The organism is Pseudomonas sp. URMO17WK12:I11 (assembly GCF_007677725.1).
Classification (GTDB): domain Bacteria; phylum Pseudomonadota; class Gammaproteobacteria; order Pseudomonadales; family Pseudomonadaceae; genus Aquipseudomonas.
Genome location: NZ_VEDF01000002.1, coordinates 148,666 through 164,712 on the forward strand (window position 1 = coordinate 148,666; position 16,047 = coordinate 164,712).

Sequence of the window (16,047 nt, forward strand, 5' to 3'; positions counted from 1 at the left end):
ATCCCTGCGATTCGTCAGCCTGATGAGGAGCAAAGGGATGAAATCATTGGCGTGGCTGGTACTGCTGGCGGCCGTCTCCGGCGCCCAGGCCGGCGAAGAAGAAAGCACCCCATGCGACAACGTCGAGACCGACCAGCAGGCGTACGCGTGCGCGGCGTTCAACAAGCACACCGCCGAGCGCGAGCTGAAGGCGTCGTACGAGGACCTGCTGCAGCGTATCCGTGACCAGTATGCCGACGACAATGCCCAGGCCAGTGCCCTGACCGCGCGCATGAGTACTGCAGAGCAACTGTGGCGGCAGCTGCGCGATGCTGATTGCACGGTCGAGACGTACGCCGAAAAAGCCGGCAGCAACGCATTCCAGGCAGCATGGGATACCTGCGTGGCGCAGCACAGCGATGACCGTTCGGAATATCTGCAGTCCATCGGCCAGCAGTGAACGGGCGTAGGACCTCGGGTAACGGCCGCAGCCATCAGGCCGACAGGCGGGTCGCTACCCGATAAGAACGCGCGACCCAGCGCCTAGCTGGGCCGCGTGCAGTCTGTCAGTGACCTGCTTCAGCCTGGCTGGATTCCACCCGGTACACGATCTGGCCAATGTGTTCGATCCCACCTGCCGATTGCGACATACTCAACCCCACAGGCAGCGCATGCTCCTGAAGCATGTCCGGCACGTCGAAGGGTCCTGCATAGCTGCCGCGGTAACTACGGTTGGCGGGCACGCCGTTTTTCTGACCCAGCACACCGAAGACGCCACCCGAAGCGAAGCGCTTCACCTTCATCGAACCCGTGGTTAGCGTCGACCAGTCGACTGAACACGGGAAGTCCGACAGGTAATGAATGCCTGGTGGCACTACGATCGAGCACTTGGAATTCAGCTGGATCATGCCTGGACGGTCGTACAAGGTGACCTGCAACGCTTCTTCCTCACCCGGCCGCTGCGGGCTTGCAGCTATCGAGACGATGTCCTTGGTGATGGGGGAGCCACGGGCGAGCATCTCTGTACCGGCGGGAAGTTCCGGCGCCAAATTGAGGTAATCGATACGGAAACCGCCCGCCTGCCGACTGGTGAAGCAGCGCTCTCCGCTATGCCCTTGAATGCACACCGTCTGGCCTGGTGCGAGACCATTCACGTAAGCTGACGACGCGCGGTTTTGCCAGCCGTCACAAGGGCTCGCGCTCAATCGAGTCACGGCCACGCCCTGCGGTAACGGCAGCCTGCAACTGGCACCTGTCACGCGTTCACCCTCGAACAAGAGGATCTCTGGCGTGGTTGGCTTGAATTCTCGGGTGGAAATGCTGAGCAGGTTGTTGAGCAGCGCGCCTCCCTTGATTTCGACCCTGCGGCCTTGCGCCCCAGTAGTCCAGTTGCTCATACCCTGCAAATTATCAAGGTTGAACGTGCCATTGAACGGGCCGGACAAGCACCACTCCCGGTTATCAGCGCCCTGCAAGCACACACTGGTCGCTGAGCTGAAGGCCGCGATCTGAAGTGAAGCTGCCCTGTTCCGGAAACCAGCACAGGGGGTGCCTGACAGGTCCAGGTAGTCCGCGTTGTAGGCATAAGCGAACGCACAGGTATTGCCTTGACGGTTGGGCTTGTCGTACACATTGATCCACATCGTCTTGTGCACGTTTGCGGTATTCGAAACAGAACTCAGGCCCTTGGTCAGCGCTCCTCCTTTGTGGTCATACCAAACGCCTTTGGGCAAGGTGGGCATACCGCTGAGCGTGCGCAGATGCACATCCCCCTCATAATCACCCCAATAGCACCGTTCCGACTCGGGCTGTATACCTTGCAAGCAAATGCTATCGCCTGGTTTGAAGCCCTCCAGCCTGGCCGAAGCGGCTTTGCTCTCGAACCCTGAGCAGCGCGTGTCGCGCAAGGACGTAAGAGGTGCACCGGCAGCTAACCTGAACTCGCAGGTATCACCCCACTCACTCTCTTGAGCGAACAAGACTACGTTGATCGACCGTACCTGCGGCGTGGCCGACATCGATACAGCATTGCTCAGCGACCCCACCGAAACGACCTGCATACCCGCGGGTACTTGTGGATTGCTTCCAGTCAGGTCTGCGCTGAATCGTCCACGAAAGGTTGTTGAGCTGAAGCAACGTTCTGTCAGCCCTGTGCCATCCTGGAAGCACATCGTCTTGCCAGGCTGCATGTTGTAAATCAAGGCCGTGCGAATGTACGGGGAGTCGCAGTCAAGGCGCTTGAGGAGTTGGTACTCTTCGGCAACGTTACGCAGGCTGCAGATCTCGCTTCCATTCGCCGCAGTTGAAAATCGGATGGCCAGGCCCTGCGGGTTACCCGAACTGATCAGGTTGGTGATCGACTTGGACGGCTGCGTTGATCGATCCTTGAGCACCGGCTGTACGGTGAGCTTCATGCTGTTCCAATCGAACAGGGTTTGCAGGTAGCTGTGAGCCTGCAAGCCTCCTGAGCGATACACCGGTACACCCACGATAGAACCCGCGTACCCCACCGAATCGTGGATATGCCCTGCAAACACTGCACTGACGCCATATTCGATGAGCAGGTCTGCAAACTCAGTGATCCTGATATTGCGCTGCCACTCCCAGTCCTTGTGCAAGTTGACAATGATCACCTGATTACGGCGCCGTGCATCGGCCAAGGCCCCCGCGAACCATGCCATTGAGTCGGTGATCTTGAAATAGCGCTTAGGGTTGGGGTTTGGAAAGCCACCGGTGGACCACGAACGGGTATAGGTCGGTTCCAGGTTGAGCTGGATCAACTCGACCCGCCCTACCGCTACCGCGTAGGACAGCGAGCCTGTATGGGTACTTCCGTTGTACCGGTAATCGAAACCGGTCTTCGGCGAGATAGCCTGCACCCAGGTAATCTGGTCGCAGGTCGCATCCCGCGCACACCCATTGTTGCCGCAGTCATCCACGTTATTCGAATAATCATGGTTGCCCAGACCTGGCAGCATCAGCGGGCCGCCCACACCACCGGCCAGTTGCTGACGAAACAGATTGCGCGTGTCCCGACGCTCATCGCCATGGCCGTACTCGTTCATGTCGCCATTGATCACCAGCGGCACGTAGTAGTTCTTGCTCATCCGCTCTGCACGAATTGCCGACAGCGTCCTGGTCACCGCTGCTGCCCAGCCAGGCTTGTCGATTTCTTCCCTCAAAGGTTTGCGCTCGGCCATAAAGCGATAGGCTTGCGGATCGGACGCGAAGATCATCAGTTGCTGGTTACCTGGGTAGTTGGCGAGCTGGTTCCAGCCAGGCTTGATGAATTCGGAGAAGGTTTGCGAATCGGCGCCTTCACAACCCTCGGCGGCTCTGCTGCTTGCTGCTGGATCCGCAATAGGGGCCGGCGTCTGCTCCTCGGCGAAAGCGGCGCCGGTCAGCAGCATGTGTGCCAGTAAACAAAGGCGTGATGCGGTAACGAAGCCAGGCCACCCCATGATCGGTGCTCCAACTGGATGAGGACGGCACCACGTTAGAGCAGCCGAGAGGTGGCAGGAAACTGGCAGAAATATCAGGTCGGCGGCTTACGTTGTGCCGACATACTCATCGCTGGCCAAACGGCGATCTTCAAATGGCCCGGGCCAGCCTGTCTTCGCGCGGGCAGCGCTGGTAGCGCGCCCGATAACAGCGGGTAAAGTACGAAGCCGACTCGAACCCGCAGGCTACCGCCACTTCCAGTACGCTCATGTCGGTCTGGTGCAACAGCTGCCGCGCCTTGTCCAGCCGCAGGCGCAGATAGAATCCGCTGGGCGTGTCGTCCAAGTGCAAGCGGAACAAGCGCTCCAGCTGCCTGCGAGTCACTTGCACTGCATCGGCCAACACCTGGGTATTGAGCGGCTGCTCGATATTGCCCTGCATCTCGCCGATCACCTTTACCAGCTTCTTGTTGCTGATGCCGTAACGGCTGGCGATCTGCATGCGTTGGTGGTCCTGGCGCGGGCGGATGCGCCCGAGCACGAATTGCTCGGACACCTGCACCGCCAGCTCGCTGCCATGGGCCTGGGCGATCAGGTCGAGCATCAGGTCGATCGATGCGGTGCCGCCTGCGCAGGTGATGCGACGGCGGTCGATCTCGAACAGTTCCTGGGTCACCTGCAGGCGTGGGTAGCGCTCCTTGAATGCCTCCAGCGCCTCCCAGTGCAACGTTGCACGGTAACCGTCGAGCAAGCCGGCCTCGGCCAGCACCACGGGGCCGGTGTCGATGCCGCCGAGGATCACGCCCTCATGCTCGAGCCGACGCAGCACCTGCTGCAGCCGAGGGCCATAACAGGCCAGCGGCTCGAAGCCGGCGACGATCAGCAGCACGCCGCCCGCTTCGCCCTCCCCCAGGGCGCCATCGGCATTGATCGACATGCCATTGCTGGCCTGCACTGCACCGCCATCCAGGCTCAGCACGCGCCATTGGTATGACGGCCCCTTGAAGCGGTTGGCCACCCGCAGGGGTTCCACGGCACTGATGAAGCCCATCGCCGAGAACCCTGGCAACAGCAGGAAATGAATCAATTGCGGCATTGCATGCTCCAGGCCGAAAGGTGGTCGCCTCCGTGCAAATCTTGGTCGCCAGGGTGCGATTTCCCACCCTGGCGCCAGCGTAGCTTATCCACACGGCCCGCAGAGGTCGCCCTCAATAACAATACGCCCTGCCGATGGAGAGCCACCATGCACAGCTTGATCCGCCGCAGTCTGTTGAGCCTTGCCCTGAGCAGCATCGCTTCCACCCCGCTGTTCGCCGCCGAGCCAGCAGTTTGCAAGAACGTACGCCTCGGCGTGGTCAACTGGACCGACGTCATCGCCACCAGCGCCATGGCCCAGGTGCTGCTCGACGGTCTGGGCTACCAGACCAAGCAGACCAGCGCCTCGCAGCAGATCATCTTCGCCGGCATCCGCGACCAGCGCCTGGACATGTTCCTGGGTTACTGGAACCCGATCATGACCCAGACCATCACTCCGTTCGTCGACGCCAACCAGGTCAAGGTTCTGGAAAAACCCAGCCTGGAAGATGCCCGCGCCACCCTGGCGGTGCCGAAGTACCTTTACGACAAGGGTTTGAAAACCTTCGCCGACATCCACAAGTTCGAGAAGGAACTGGGCGGCAAGATCTACGGCATCGAGCCCGGCTCCGGTGCCAACACCCAGATCAAGGCCATGATCAGCAAGAACCAGTTCGACCTGGGCAAGTTCCAGCTGGTCGAGTCTAGCGAAGCCGGCATGCTCGCCGCCGTCGACCGCGCCGTGCGGCGCAAGGAAGCGGTGGTTTTCTTCGGCTGGGCGCCGCACCCGATGAACGTGAACATCGACATGGCCTACCTGGGCGACAGCCAGGACGCACTGGGCCCGGATGAAGGCCGTGCCACGGTGTGGACAGTGACCGCGCCGGACTACGCCCAACGTTGCCCCAACGCCCACCGCCTGCTGGCCAACCTGAACTTCAGCGCCGAGGACGAGAGCCGCATGATGCAGCCGCTGCTCGACCACAAGGACGCGTTGGAGTCGGCCCGCCAGTGGCTCAAGGACCACCCTGAGGACAAGGCCCGCTGGCTGGAAGGTGTGACCACCTTCGATGGCAAGCCGGCGGCGGACAACCTCAAGCTCAGCGCCAACTGACAAGGCCTGTTCGCCGGCTAGCCAGCTCCCCCAGCAGTAGCGCTGACCAGGGTTCACCGAGAACCCTGCGGGGGCGGGCTTGCCCGCGAAAAGCCCACCACAGACAACCCAAGGAAACGCCATGAACCACGACGTCATCATCACCTGCGCCCTCACCGGCGCCGGCGACACAGTCGCCAAGAGCCACCTGGTCCCGGTCACCCCGAAACAGATCGCCGAAGCCGCCGTAGAAGCGGCCAAGGCCGGCGCTACCGTGGTCCACTGCCACGTCCGCGATCCGCAGACCGGGCGTTTCAGCCGTGACGTGGCGTTATACCGCGAAGTCATGGAGCGCATCCGCGAAGCCGACGTCGACATCATCGTCAACCTCACCGCCGGCATGGGCGGCGACCTGGAGATCGGCCCAGGTGAAACGCCCATGGAATTCGGCCCCGGTACCGACCTGATCGGCCCGCTGGAACGCCTGGCCCACGTCGAAGCGCTGCTGCCGGAAATCTGCACCCTGGACTGCGGCACCCTCAACTTTGGCGACGGCAACGCCATCTACGTCTCCACCCCCGCGCAACTGCGCGCCGGGGCCAAGCGCATCAGCGAACTGGGCGTGAAAGCCGAGCTGGAAATCTTCGACACCGGCCACCTGTGGTTCGCCAAACAGATGATGAAAGAAGGCCTGCTCGAAGATCCGCTGTTCCAGCTGTGCCTGGGCATTCCGTGGGGCGCACCGGCCGACACCACCACCATGAAGGCCATGGTCGACAACCTGCCCGCCAACGTCACCTGGGCCGGCTTCGGCATTGGCCGCATGCAGATGCCGATGGCCGCCCAGGCCGTGCTGCTCGGCGGCAACGTGCGCGTGGGCCTGGAGGACAACCTGTATCTGGACCGTGGCGTGCTGGCCAGCAACGGTCAGCTGGTGGAACGCGCCGCCGAGATCATCACCCGCCTGGGCGGTCGCGTGCTCAGCCCGGCTGAAGGTCGGGAAAAAATGAACCTCAAGCGCCGCTGATTGCACCCTGGAGACCGATATGCCCTTCATCACCGAAATCAAGACCTTCGCTGCCCTGGGTAGCGGCGTGATCGGCAGCGGCTGGGTTGCCCGCGCCCTGGCCCACGGCCTGGACGTAGTCGCCTGGGACCCGGCCCCCGGCGCCGAGCAGGCCCTGCGCAAACGCATCGCCAATGCCTGGCCGGCACTGGAGAAACAAGGCCTGGCCCCAGGTGCATCGCAAGACCGGCTGCAATTTGTGGCCACCATCGAGGAATGTGTACGCGACGCCGACTTCATCCAGGAAAGCGCACCCGAGCGCCTCGAGCTCAAGCTCGACCTGCACGCCAAGATCAGCGCCGCCGCCAAGCCCGATGCGATCATCGGCTCCAGTACCTCGGGCCTGCTGCCCAGCGAGTTCTACGAATCGTCCACCCATCCCGAGCGCTGCGTGGTCGGTCACCCGTTCAACCCGGTGTACCTGCTGCCGCTGGTCGAGATCGTCGGTGGCAGGCGCACGGCGCCGGCGGCCATCGAAGCGGCCAAGACCGTCTACACCGCGCTGGGCATGCGCCCGCTGCACGTGCGCAAGGAAGTCCCCGGCTTCATCGCCGACCGCCTGCTCGAAGCGCTGTGGCGCGAAGCGCTGCACCTGGTCAACGATGGCGTCGCCAGCACCGGCGAGATCGACGACGCGATTCGCTTCGGCGCCGGCTTGCGCTGGTCGTTCATGGGCACCTTCCTCACCTATACCCTCGCCGGTGGCGATGCCGGCATGCGCCACTTCATGGCGCAGTTCGGCCCTGCCCTGAAGCTGCCCTGGACCTACCTGCCAGCTCCGGAGCTGACCGACACGCTGATCGACGACGTGGTCGAAGGCACGTCGCAGCAACTGGGCGAGCACAGCATCGCCGCGCTCGAGCGCTATCGTGATGACACGCTGCTGGCGGTGCTGGAAGCGGTGAAGACCAGCAAGGCCAAGCACGGCATGGCTTTCGCCGACTGAGGAGAAGACGATGCCCGCACTGATCACCTACCGCACCCCAGTCCAGGAGGACTGGGTCGACTACAACGGCCACCTGCGCGACGCCTTCTACCTGCTGATTTTCAGCTACGCCACCGACGCGCTGATGGAGCACATCGGCCTGGACGAAGGCAGCCGTGGGCACAGTGGCCACTCGCTGTTCACCCTGGAGGCGCACATCAACTATCTGCATGAGGTGAAACAGGGGACAGAGGTGTGGGTGCAGACACAGATCATTGGCGTCGACCACAAGCGCCTGCACGTCTACCACAGTCTGCACCGCGCAGGTTTCGACGAGGCCTTGGCGGCCAGCGAGCAGATGCTGCTGCATGTGGATCTGGCAGGCCCTCGATCGGCGCCGTTCAGTGAGCGCAGTACGGTCCTGCTGCAGGACTTGCTGGGCAGTCAGCACGACCTGCCTGCTGCCCAGTTCGTTGGCCGGATCATCCAGCTACCACGCTGATCAGGCAAAAAAATAACCCCGGAAAGCCGTGAGCATCCGGGGCCAAGAGCGAGCAACATTCACTGTATCCACTGTGCATGAACGCGGGTGACCAAACCCTGCATTACCGTAGATGGCTTGAGTGTGCGGACTTCCAGCGCGGTCGATTTAGCCGGAAACGACCTGTTCTTAGCCAAAGCAGCCATGCCGGCATCTTGCTGTTGCGGGCATGTCGCAGGCGTCACAGAATCGGTCGTAAACAACAGCAGCTCTCTCTTCGCGATAAAAGGGACAACAGCCATGATGCATGCGGATTTGATTGACCAGGACGACCTGGCAGGCCACCTGCGCGCGCGCGGATTCGACATTCCCGCCGGGGCCACTGCCGAACAGGCCTGCGAGGCGGTGGTACGCGGCTTGACCGAGCCTAATGCACGCGCGCTCAAAGGCATGGTCGAGCAGATGTACACCGGCAGCGCGACCATTCTGCCGGCGGTGCGCCAGGCGATCGACAAGCAGCTGCTGCCGGCGTTGGCCCAGTTCAGCCGGCGCGCCTGATCTCTCCTGTACCGGCCCTTTCGCGGGACAAGCCCGCTCCTACAGAGGTACGCGATCTCTTTGTAGGAGCGGGCTTGCCCCGCGAAGGGGCCGGCACTGGCTTACGCAAGCTCGGCCAATTTCTCCAGTTCCAAGGTGCGGTCGAACAGCCGAGCCACACCCTCCTGGTGCGTCACCCCCACCACCGTGCACCCAGGCAATTCCCGCCTGAGCATCTCCAGCAACCCCCGCGCACTTTCGCTATCGAGCTGACTGGTCGCCTCATCCAGATACAAGGTATCCGGCCGATAAACCAACGCCCGCGCCAGGCTCAGCCGCTGCTGCTCACCCCCTGAAAACACCCGCTCCCACTCTTGCTCGTCATCCAGCCGCCCACCCAGCCCAACCTTGGCCAGTGCGTCCAGCAACAACCGGTCATCGCCAACCGCGACCTGTGGATAAGTCAGCAACCCACGCAAGCTCATGCGCGGCAGATAAGGCTTCTGCGGCAGCAGTAGACTGCGCCCGGGCGGCAACTGCCACTCACCTTGGCAATAAGGCCAAAGCCCCTGCAAGGTGCGCAGCAAGGTCGACTTGCCCAGCCCGCTACGCCCGCCAAGGCGTACCCATTCGCCCTGCCCCACGCGCAGGTCGAGCGCGTCCAGCAGCACACCGCCATCGGGCTTGCACAGCGTCAGCCCCTGGGTGCACAGGCATTGCCCCTGCGGCGCCTCGAGCACCTGCTGGCGGCTCGCGGCAATCGCCTGCTCGAACTGCTCCAGCCGCTGCAACGCCGCGCTCCAGCGCACCAACCGCTGATAGAGCTTGATGAACCAGCTGAGCGAGCCGTGCACGGCATTGAAGGCACTGCGGATCTGCATCAGCCCGCCCAGGGTGATGGTCTTGGCCATGAACGCCGGCAAGGCAGCGAACACTGGGATGATCAGGCTCAGGCGCTCATACGAGACGGTGAACAGGCTGAGGTTGCGCTCACGCCCCATCAACTGCCGCCAGTTGTCGGCGATGGCGCGAAAGCGCTGCGCCAGGTGTGCGCGCTCCACGGCCTCGCCGCGGTACAGGGCGATCTGCTCGGCGTGGTCGCGCTTGCGCAGCAGGCTGGCGCGGAAGTCCGCCTCACGGTGTTCGCGCTCGTAGTTCAGCGCGTGCAGCGGCTTGCCGATCAGGTGCGTCAGCAGGCTGCCGGCCAGGGTGTAGGCCAGCACGATCCACACCAGGTAGCCGTGCACCGTGAAGGTTTCGCCGAACAGGCTGAAGGTCTGCACCCCCGACAGGTTCCACAGGATCACCACGAACGCGCCGACCTGGGCCAGGTTGATCACCAGCGAGGCCACCAGCTCGATGCTCAGGCCGACCATCAGGTCGATGTCCTGGGCGATACGCTGGTCGGGGTTGTCCGGCTCGCCGGTCAGGCCCAGGCGGTAGAACGCCTGGTCGGCCAGCCAGGCGTCGGTCAGGCGCCCGGTCATCGCCTGGCGCCAGCGCAGCTCCAGGCCTTTGCGGATGTAGTCCATGACCACGATGATCAGCACGTAGCTGCCCAGGTACAGCGCGTACTCGCCGACCAGGCCGTACAGCCCTCCGGTGTCGAACGCCGCAAGGGTGTCGTAGAAGGTCTTGCTCCAGCTGTTGATCAGCACATTGATCTGCACCACCAGCAGGCCCAGGCCGATCACCGCCGCCAGCATCAGCCAGGCCGGCCCCTGCTGGCGGCTGGCCCAGAACGGGCGGCTGAGGCGGTAGAACGCACGCAAGGTCTTCACAGCGCCTGCTCCAACGCCGCCGGCGATGGCAACAGGCGCAGCTGCACCTGGTTGGCGCGTGGGAATAGCTGTTTCGCCTGCTGCTGCAGTTCAGGCAGGGTCAGTGCCTCGGGCAACTGCGCCTGGGTTTGCAGGTAGCGCGGGTCGTGCCAGTGGCGGTCGCTGAGGATCAGGCGCTTGAACTGGGTTTGCGGGTCGTCGCGGCGCTTGCTCTCCTGGCGCAGGAACTCGGCGCGCTCGGTCACCAGCCACTGGGCATCCGGTTGCAGGCTGGCCAGGGTCTTCTGGGCCATGGCCCAGAGTTCGTCGACCCGCGCCGGGTCGCAGGTAAAGCTCAGGCTGCTCTCGATGCGCTGGGTGTCGGCATTCAGCTCGCTGTCGAAGCGCAGGCGGTAGACGCCGGACGCCTCGCCGCGCAACTGGGCCTTCAGGCGCTGGTTGGCCAGGTCGCGCAGCAGCGCAACGCGCGCCGCCGCTTCCGGGCTCCAGGCCTTTGGCTGGAAGCTGCTGGCTTGCAGCACGGCACGGGGTTCCAGGGCGATGGCCAGGTCTTCACGGCGCTGGCCGGGTTGCTGCAATGCCGGCTGGCCAGGCACTGCGTGGCGGCGAGGAATGGTCGCCAGCGCCTCGCGCACCAGCGGTTCGAGCTGCCCTGGGGCGATGTCGGCCATCAGGTAATAGGTCACCGGCGCGCTGGCCAGGCGCAACCAGTCGGCGCTCAGTTGCTGGACCGTCAGCCCCTCGAGGCTGGCGACGTCCGGTGACTGCCAGTGATCGACACCGTACTTCAGCGCGCGCTGGGCGCTTTCCTGGCGTCCACGCACATCATCGGGGCGGCTGCGCAGGCGCGCCAGCAGCTCATCGCGGGCCTCGTCGAAAATCGCCGGATCGACGCTGACCATCTGGCTCATCCGGTAGCTCTGCAACAGGAACAGGAACTGCTCGGGCGCAGCGCCGAGGTTGACTTGCAGGCGTTGCGGCTGATGGTCGAGGCTGAGCGTGGCACGCTGCTGCTGGCGCCAGTCGGCAAGCGCTTGCGGGTCCATGCCCGACGATGGGCTGCGCAAGGCAAGCTGCGCCGCCATCTGCAGGCGCCAGACCGGCACGTCGGCCTGCTGATAGCCGGCGGACGATTCTGCCTGCAGCAACCAGTTGCCCTCAGGGCCGTTGCGCTTGAGCCAGACCAGGCGATCACCATTGCTCAGTTGCCACTGCTCGACCTGTTGTTCAGGGAACGCCTTGCGCGCGACGATATCCGCCGCTGCGCCCAGTGCAGGCATGACCACCTTGGGTCGCGCGGCGGCTACAGGGGCCTGTTGTACTGGCGCATCGAGCACACGGCCAGCCAGCTCGGCCTGCTGCGCCTCGACCTGCGCAACGCTTGGCAGCGCTACTTCGGAATTGCCCGCCGCACTGACCTGCAACACCCGATCCGGGCTGGCCAACCAGCGCCGCAAACGGGCGTCCAGATCCTTGCGGTCGATGCTGCCCAGCACCTGCAGATAACGCTCGGCGGTCGCCTGGCGCTCGGTCACTGCATTGCCCTGAACAGCGGCGTTGTTGAGCTGCTCGACCCATTGCTCGAAGGTGCGCGGCGCCTGGTTGGGCACGGTCTTGGCGCCAAGATTGCGAATGTGCTCACGTTCGCGCTGCAGGTCGGCCTCGCTGAAACCGTGCTGGCGCAGGCGCTCGATCTCGGTCAGCAGCTGTTGCAGCGCCTGCTGGTGGGCCTGGCCTTCGACACCCGCAGCGATGCCCAGCACGGCGGAGTGTTCGCCGATCAGGGTTTTCTGCACGATCAGGCTGCGCACACCCGGCTCACGGGGTTGGCGGCGCAGGCTGTCGAGCATGGCGGCCAGGGTCATGCGGTCGATCAATCGCTCGCGCAAGGCCTTGTGAGTGGTGCCACGGCTATCCGGCTCGTGGGCGCGGAACAGCATCGCCACCTGGTTGCTGCCCGATTGCGTGTCCTGCAGGCGGAATACTTTCAGCTTGTCGTCCAGCGGCAGTTCACGCTGCTCGCGGCTGGCGAGCTTGCCGGCCTTGGCCGAGCCGAAGGCCTGTTCGATCTGCGTGCGCATCGCCTGTGGGTCGAAATCGCCCACCACCGACAGCACCATGTTGTTAGGCAGGTACCAGCGGTCCTGGAAGGCCTTGAGGCTGGCCAGGCTGGCCGAGCGGATCGCTGCCTCGTTGCCGATGGTGCGGTGCTCGGGGTAGCGCGAGCCGGTGCGCTGGGACGCCGTGCGCTGTTCGTTCATGCGCTGGGCCACGCCCAGGCCGCCGCGCCATTCCTCGATCACGATCGGCCGCTCGCGCTCCAGGTCTTCGGCGGCGTAGTCGCGGGCGAAGGCCAGGTCGGCCAGCGCCTGCAAGGCCTGCGGCGCCTGGCGCACGCCGGCGGGTGGGCCGATCAGGTACTGGGTGCGCTCGTAGTTGGTCACCGCATTGAAGTTGCGGCCCTGGACCCAGCCCAGGTCAGTCATGCGCTGGCGCAGCTTCTGCTCGCCGCCGGCGCGGCTGTGGAAGGTCAGGTGCTCGACCATGTGGGCCACGCCGACCTGGTCGTCGGTTTCGTCCACGGAACCGGCCTTGACCGTCAGGCGCAGGTCCAGGCGGCTGGGTTGCGAGGTCTCCCGCACCAGGCGGTAGGCCAGGCCGTTGGCCAGTTGGCCATGCACCACCTGGGCATCCCAGGGCAGCGGCGCGTCAGGTTCGGGCAGCGCCGCGCAGGCGCCGAGCAGCAGCGGGCCGAGCAGGCCCGCAATGAGCTTTTTCATCAGGGTATCCAGGTTTCTTATAGGGTCAGAAGCGGTAGCCGACTTCCAGCCAGTACTGGCGGCCGATTTCGTAGGTGGTGCGGGCGGTGCTGCTGTTGCTGACGATCGGGTTGACCTTGTCGGTGACGTTGGTCACGTCCACCGCCACGAACAGCGCCTGCTCGCGGGCCGTGGGGATCTCCCATTTGACGCGCATGTCCCAGGTCGGCGCGGCGGCCACCGAGGCGGTGTCGTATACCTGCAAGCTCTCACCACCCACCTCTTCGGTGCGACCGGTGTCGATGATCTGGTCGTACGCGCCGCGGTAGCGGAAGAAGTTGCTGACGGTCAGGTGCCAGGCAGGGATCTCGGTGATGGTCGTCAGGCGTGCGGTCCATGGGCGGTTGAAATCGCTGGCCGGTAACTCGCTGTAGGCCATGCGCTTGCCGTCGTAAAGCACATCGCCATCGGCGTATTCGGTATCGTTGAAGCCTGATTCATAGGTGCTGTAGGCGTTCTTGCTACGCGACCAATCCAGCGCCAGCTGCAGGCTGGTGACACTGCCCAGCACGCGGAACGACTGATTGGGGGTGATGGTCAGTGAAACGTTGTCGCTCTCGCTGGTGCCGGCATTGACGTAGTTGTAGTAGATGGCCTGGTAGCCCTCCGCTGGGTCCAGGCCAAGCACCCGCGACGAGGCCCGCACCACCTGATCCTTGCCTTTGCGGTGCACGTACTTGAGCCGGAAGTCGGTGTCCAGCCAGCGCTGCTCGAGGCCCAGCATCAACTCGTCGTCGTAGGGGATGTTCATGTCCGAGAGCCGGTTGGTATTGAGCACCTGCCTGCCCACCCATTCACCGGTCTGGGTGGCGCGGGTGTAGGTGGTGTTCAGCCCCTGGCGGCCGTCGGCGAGACGGTACTTGAACAGGTTGCGCCCGTAGTAGCGGTTGGCGCCGAACACCAGCACGGTGCTGCGGTCGCCGAAGAAGTCGTAGTCACCGGCAAAACGCGGCGACACGGTCTTCTGCTTCATGTAGTCGTCGCCCTCGAAGCGCAGGCCGGGGCGCAGGCTGAGCTTGCCGATCTGCATCTGATCGTCGATGAAGAAGGCGTAGGCGTTTTCGGTGAGGTCGATCTTGCCGGCGTTGTACTGGGTACGGGTACTGGCCCACTGGCGGCTATTGCCATTTAGCAACGGGCTGACCGAACACCACGGGTCGCTGGCGGCGCAGCTGGTGCCGTTGTCGCGCTTGAAAGTGCTGACGCCCTGGCCGGTTTGCTCACGTTCCCACACGGCGTGCTGCTGGGACAGTTCCAGGCCGGTGGTGAAACCATGGCTGATGCCAGCGAATTCGAAGGTCTGCCACTCTCCCTTGAGGGTGTAGTCAACGCCGCGCTGGGTCTGGTCGAGGTCACCGAACGCGCCTTCACCGCTTTTGGCCGTGTTGCTGCTGGGGTTGCCCCAGTTCTTGGCGTCGGAGTACCACCACATGACGGTGTCCGTTTCATCGGACTCACGCGAGCTGTACAGGTTGGTCAGCGCCAGCGTATGGGTCCAGCGCGCCTGATCACCTTCCCAGATCGCTTTCAGCGAGCCCTGCCAGCCACCGTTGGTGTTGGTGAACCCGGAGTTGATGAAGTTTTCGCGAAAGAACACGTTCTCCTGGGGCGCCTGGATGAACGAGCCTTCCAGGGTCAGCCGGTCGCTGACGTCCCAATAGGTCTTGAGCATGTAGTTGTCGAGCTGCCGGGTCTGGTCTTCGCGGCTGTCGGCATTGGGGCTGGAGTAGCCATTGTCGTAGCGGTTGAGCGGGATCACCGAACGACGCTGGGAAAAGCTCAGGATCGCGCCGAAGTTGTCGGTCAGGTGGCCTTCGAGCATGCCGCGCAGGGTGGTCTTCTCGAATTCTGGCTGGTACTGCTCGGAGGACGAGTTGTCGAAGCTCTCCTGGTCTTCCTGGGTGATGTGGTAGCGGGTCCATTCCGAGCGACTGATGCCGTAGGAGAACTTGCCGTGGAAGTCCTTGCTCGGGCGGCGGGTGATGGCATCGATCACGCCGCCGTTGAAGCCGCCGTACTCGACCGGCACGTTGCTGTCGTAGACCTTCACTTCCTGCAGCAGGTCGGCGTCCAGGGCGATGCCGTGGGGGTTGCTGGGTGCGGCGTCGAACTGGCGGTTCTCGCTGTAGCCGTGGGCTCCGGGGTCGAGGTCGTTGTTGATCGAGATGCCGTCGATCATGAAATTGTTCTGGTAGAACTTGGCGCCGTTGATGCTGATGTCGGCGGGGTCGATCTCGCCCGGGGTGTTGGAGCTTTTCTGCGACCCGGAGAACTGCACGCTGGGGTGCATCTGCAGCAGCGTGGTGATGTCGCCGTTGGCGCCGGGGAAGGCATGGATGGCTTTGCCGCTGATGACCGTGGCGCCCATGTAGCCGTTGCCTTCGGTATCGCCCAGCACCAGGGTGTCGTGCAGCTCCAGGGGACCGGTGTCGGCTTCGCTGTGCAGCAGACGCAGGCTGACAACATCGCCGTCGGCGTCCCAAGTGAGGCCGCTGCCGGAGAGCAGGCGCGAGAGTGCCGCCTCGCTGCTGAAGTGGCCCTGTACCGGGTTGCTCCGGGCGCCTTCGAGCAGTTGTGCATCGACGCTGACTTGCAGGCCACTCTGTTGACCGAAGGCGATCAGCGCGGCGGCCAGGCTCTGCGCCGGGATGGCGAAAGCGTGCGTCTGGGCCAGCTTCACGGGCGCTTCGGCAGCGCACAGCAACGGCGCCTGCAATACGCAGCCCAGGCCCAGCAGGCCACTGCCCAGCACACATTTCAGGCGCAACGACCAACCCCGCGCGCTGCGCGGCTTCCGGCTTGTTGTTTGAGTCATGCCACATCCCCGCCCCGGGCAGTCGCCGGGAAGCAAA

At 63.9% G+C, this 16,047-nt stretch carries 11 protein-coding genes; 6 read left to right on the forward strand and 5 right to left on the reverse strand.

The window, feature by feature from the left end; genetic code table 11:
- The first annotated feature begins 37 nt into the window (after positions 1–37).
- Positions 38–439 carry a lysozyme inhibitor LprI family protein gene (locus FS665_RS03940; protein ID WP_145183746.1) on the forward strand — a complete coding sequence of 134 codons (402 nt, stop codon included), beginning with the start codon at positions 38–40 and terminating at the stop codon, positions 437–439.
- A 106-nt stretch (positions 440–545) separates the two neighbouring features.
- Here the strand turns inward: FS665_RS03940 and FS665_RS03945 are convergent, their stop codons facing one another.
- Together FS665_RS03945 and FS665_RS03950 are read right to left on the reverse strand one after the other, a co-directional pair.
- Entirely contained in the window at positions 546–3,389 is a 2,844-nt protein-coding gene (locus FS665_RS03945; protein ID WP_178108289.1) for a metallophosphoesterase, read from the reverse strand.
- Between the two features lie 181 nt (positions 3,390–3,570).
- Positions 3,571–4,515, reverse strand: coding sequence for a GlxA family transcriptional regulator (locus tag FS665_RS03950; RefSeq protein WP_145183752.1), 945 nt, complete (start codon positions 4,513–4,515; stop codon positions 3,571–3,573).
- A 147-nt stretch (positions 4,516–4,662) separates the two neighbouring features.
- Between FS665_RS03950 and choX the strand changes: the two genes are divergently transcribed.
- The 5 genes from choX (at position 4,663) to FS665_RS03975 (ending at position 8,616) form a co-directional block, all read left to right on the forward strand.
- A complete protein-coding gene (gene choX, locus FS665_RS03955) occupies positions 4,663–5,607 on the forward strand; it encodes a choline ABC transporter substrate-binding protein (protein ID WP_145183755.1) in 945 nt (314 codons plus the stop codon).
- Between the two features lie 121 nt (positions 5,608–5,728).
- The gene (locus FS665_RS03960) at positions 5,729–6,613 is read left to right on the forward strand and encodes a 3-keto-5-aminohexanoate cleavage protein (RefSeq protein ID WP_145183758.1); all 885 of its coding nucleotides are present in this window, start codon (positions 5,729–5,731) and stop codon (positions 6,611–6,613) included.
- Between the two features lie 19 nt (positions 6,614–6,632).
- A complete protein-coding gene (locus FS665_RS03965) occupies positions 6,633–7,598 on the forward strand; it encodes an L-carnitine dehydrogenase (protein ID WP_145183761.1) in 966 nt (321 codons plus the stop codon).
- Positions 7,599–7,608: 10 nt separating this feature from the next.
- Positions 7,609–8,079 (forward strand): thioesterase family protein, encoded by a 471-nt coding sequence (locus tag FS665_RS03970; RefSeq protein WP_145183764.1) that lies wholly within the window; start codon positions 7,609–7,611, stop codon positions 8,077–8,079.
- A gap of 279 nt (positions 8,080–8,358) precedes the next feature.
- Positions 8,359–8,616, forward strand: a complete 258-nt coding sequence (locus FS665_RS03975) for a hypothetical protein (RefSeq protein WP_145183767.1) — start codon at positions 8,359–8,361, stop codon at positions 8,614–8,616.
- Between the two features lie 101 nt (positions 8,617–8,717).
- On the opposite strand, the gene FS665_RS03980 is transcribed toward FS665_RS03975, so the two are convergent.
- From FS665_RS03980 to FS665_RS03990, 3 genes are read right to left on the reverse strand one after another with little or no spacing between them, the layout of a single operon-like run.
- Positions 8,718–10,376: an ABC transporter ATP-binding protein/permease gene (locus tag FS665_RS03980; protein WP_145183770.1), complete on the reverse strand. Its 1,659-nt coding sequence runs from the start codon at positions 10,374–10,376 to the stop codon at positions 8,718–8,720.
- Positions 10,373–13,156 carry a M16 family metallopeptidase gene (locus tag FS665_RS03985; protein WP_145183773.1) on the reverse strand — a complete coding sequence of 928 codons (2,784 nt, stop codon included), beginning with the start codon at positions 13,154–13,156 and terminating at the stop codon, positions 10,373–10,375. The genes FS665_RS03980 and FS665_RS03985 overlap by 4 nt, the downstream gene beginning before the upstream one ends.
- 25 nt (positions 13,157–13,181) lie before the next feature.
- Positions 13,182–15,962 (reverse strand): TonB-dependent receptor, encoded by a 2,781-nt coding sequence (locus FS665_RS03990; RefSeq protein WP_256674951.1) that lies wholly within the window; start codon positions 15,960–15,962, stop codon positions 13,182–13,184.
- Between the last annotated feature and the right edge of the window lie 85 nt (positions 15,963–16,047).

Excerpts from the sequence above, each read along its gene's own strand:
- FS665_RS03950 (WP_145183752.1), bottom strand. The coding sequence starts at position 4,515 with ATGCCGCAATTGATTCATTTCCTGCTGTTGCCAGGGTTCTCGGCGATG.
- FS665_RS03940 (WP_145183746.1), top strand. The coding sequence starts at position 38 with ATGAAATCATTGGCGTGGCTGGTACTGCTGGCGGCCGTCTCCGGCGCC.
- FS665_RS03960 (WP_145183758.1), top strand. The coding sequence starts at position 5,729 with ATGAACCACGACGTCATCATCACCTGCGCCCTCACCGGCGCCGGCGAC.
- FS665_RS03985 (WP_145183773.1), bottom strand. The coding sequence starts at position 13,156 with ATGAAAAAGCTCATTGCGGGCCTGCTCGGCCCGCTGCTGCTCGGCGCC.
- FS665_RS03965 (WP_145183761.1), top strand. The coding sequence starts at position 6,633 with ATGCCCTTCATCACCGAAATCAAGACCTTCGCTGCCCTGGGTAGCGGC.
- FS665_RS03975 (WP_145183767.1), top strand. The coding sequence starts at position 8,359 with ATGATGCATGCGGATTTGATTGACCAGGACGACCTGGCAGGCCACCTG.
- FS665_RS03945 (WP_178108289.1), bottom strand. The coding sequence starts at position 3,389 with ATGCTGCTGACCGGCGCCGCTTTCGCCGAGGAGCAGACGCCGGCCCCT.
- choX (WP_145183755.1), top strand. The coding sequence starts at position 4,663 with ATGCACAGCTTGATCCGCCGCAGTCTGTTGAGCCTTGCCCTGAGCAGC.
- FS665_RS03970 (WP_145183764.1), top strand. The coding sequence starts at position 7,609 with ATGCCCGCACTGATCACCTACCGCACCCCAGTCCAGGAGGACTGGGTC.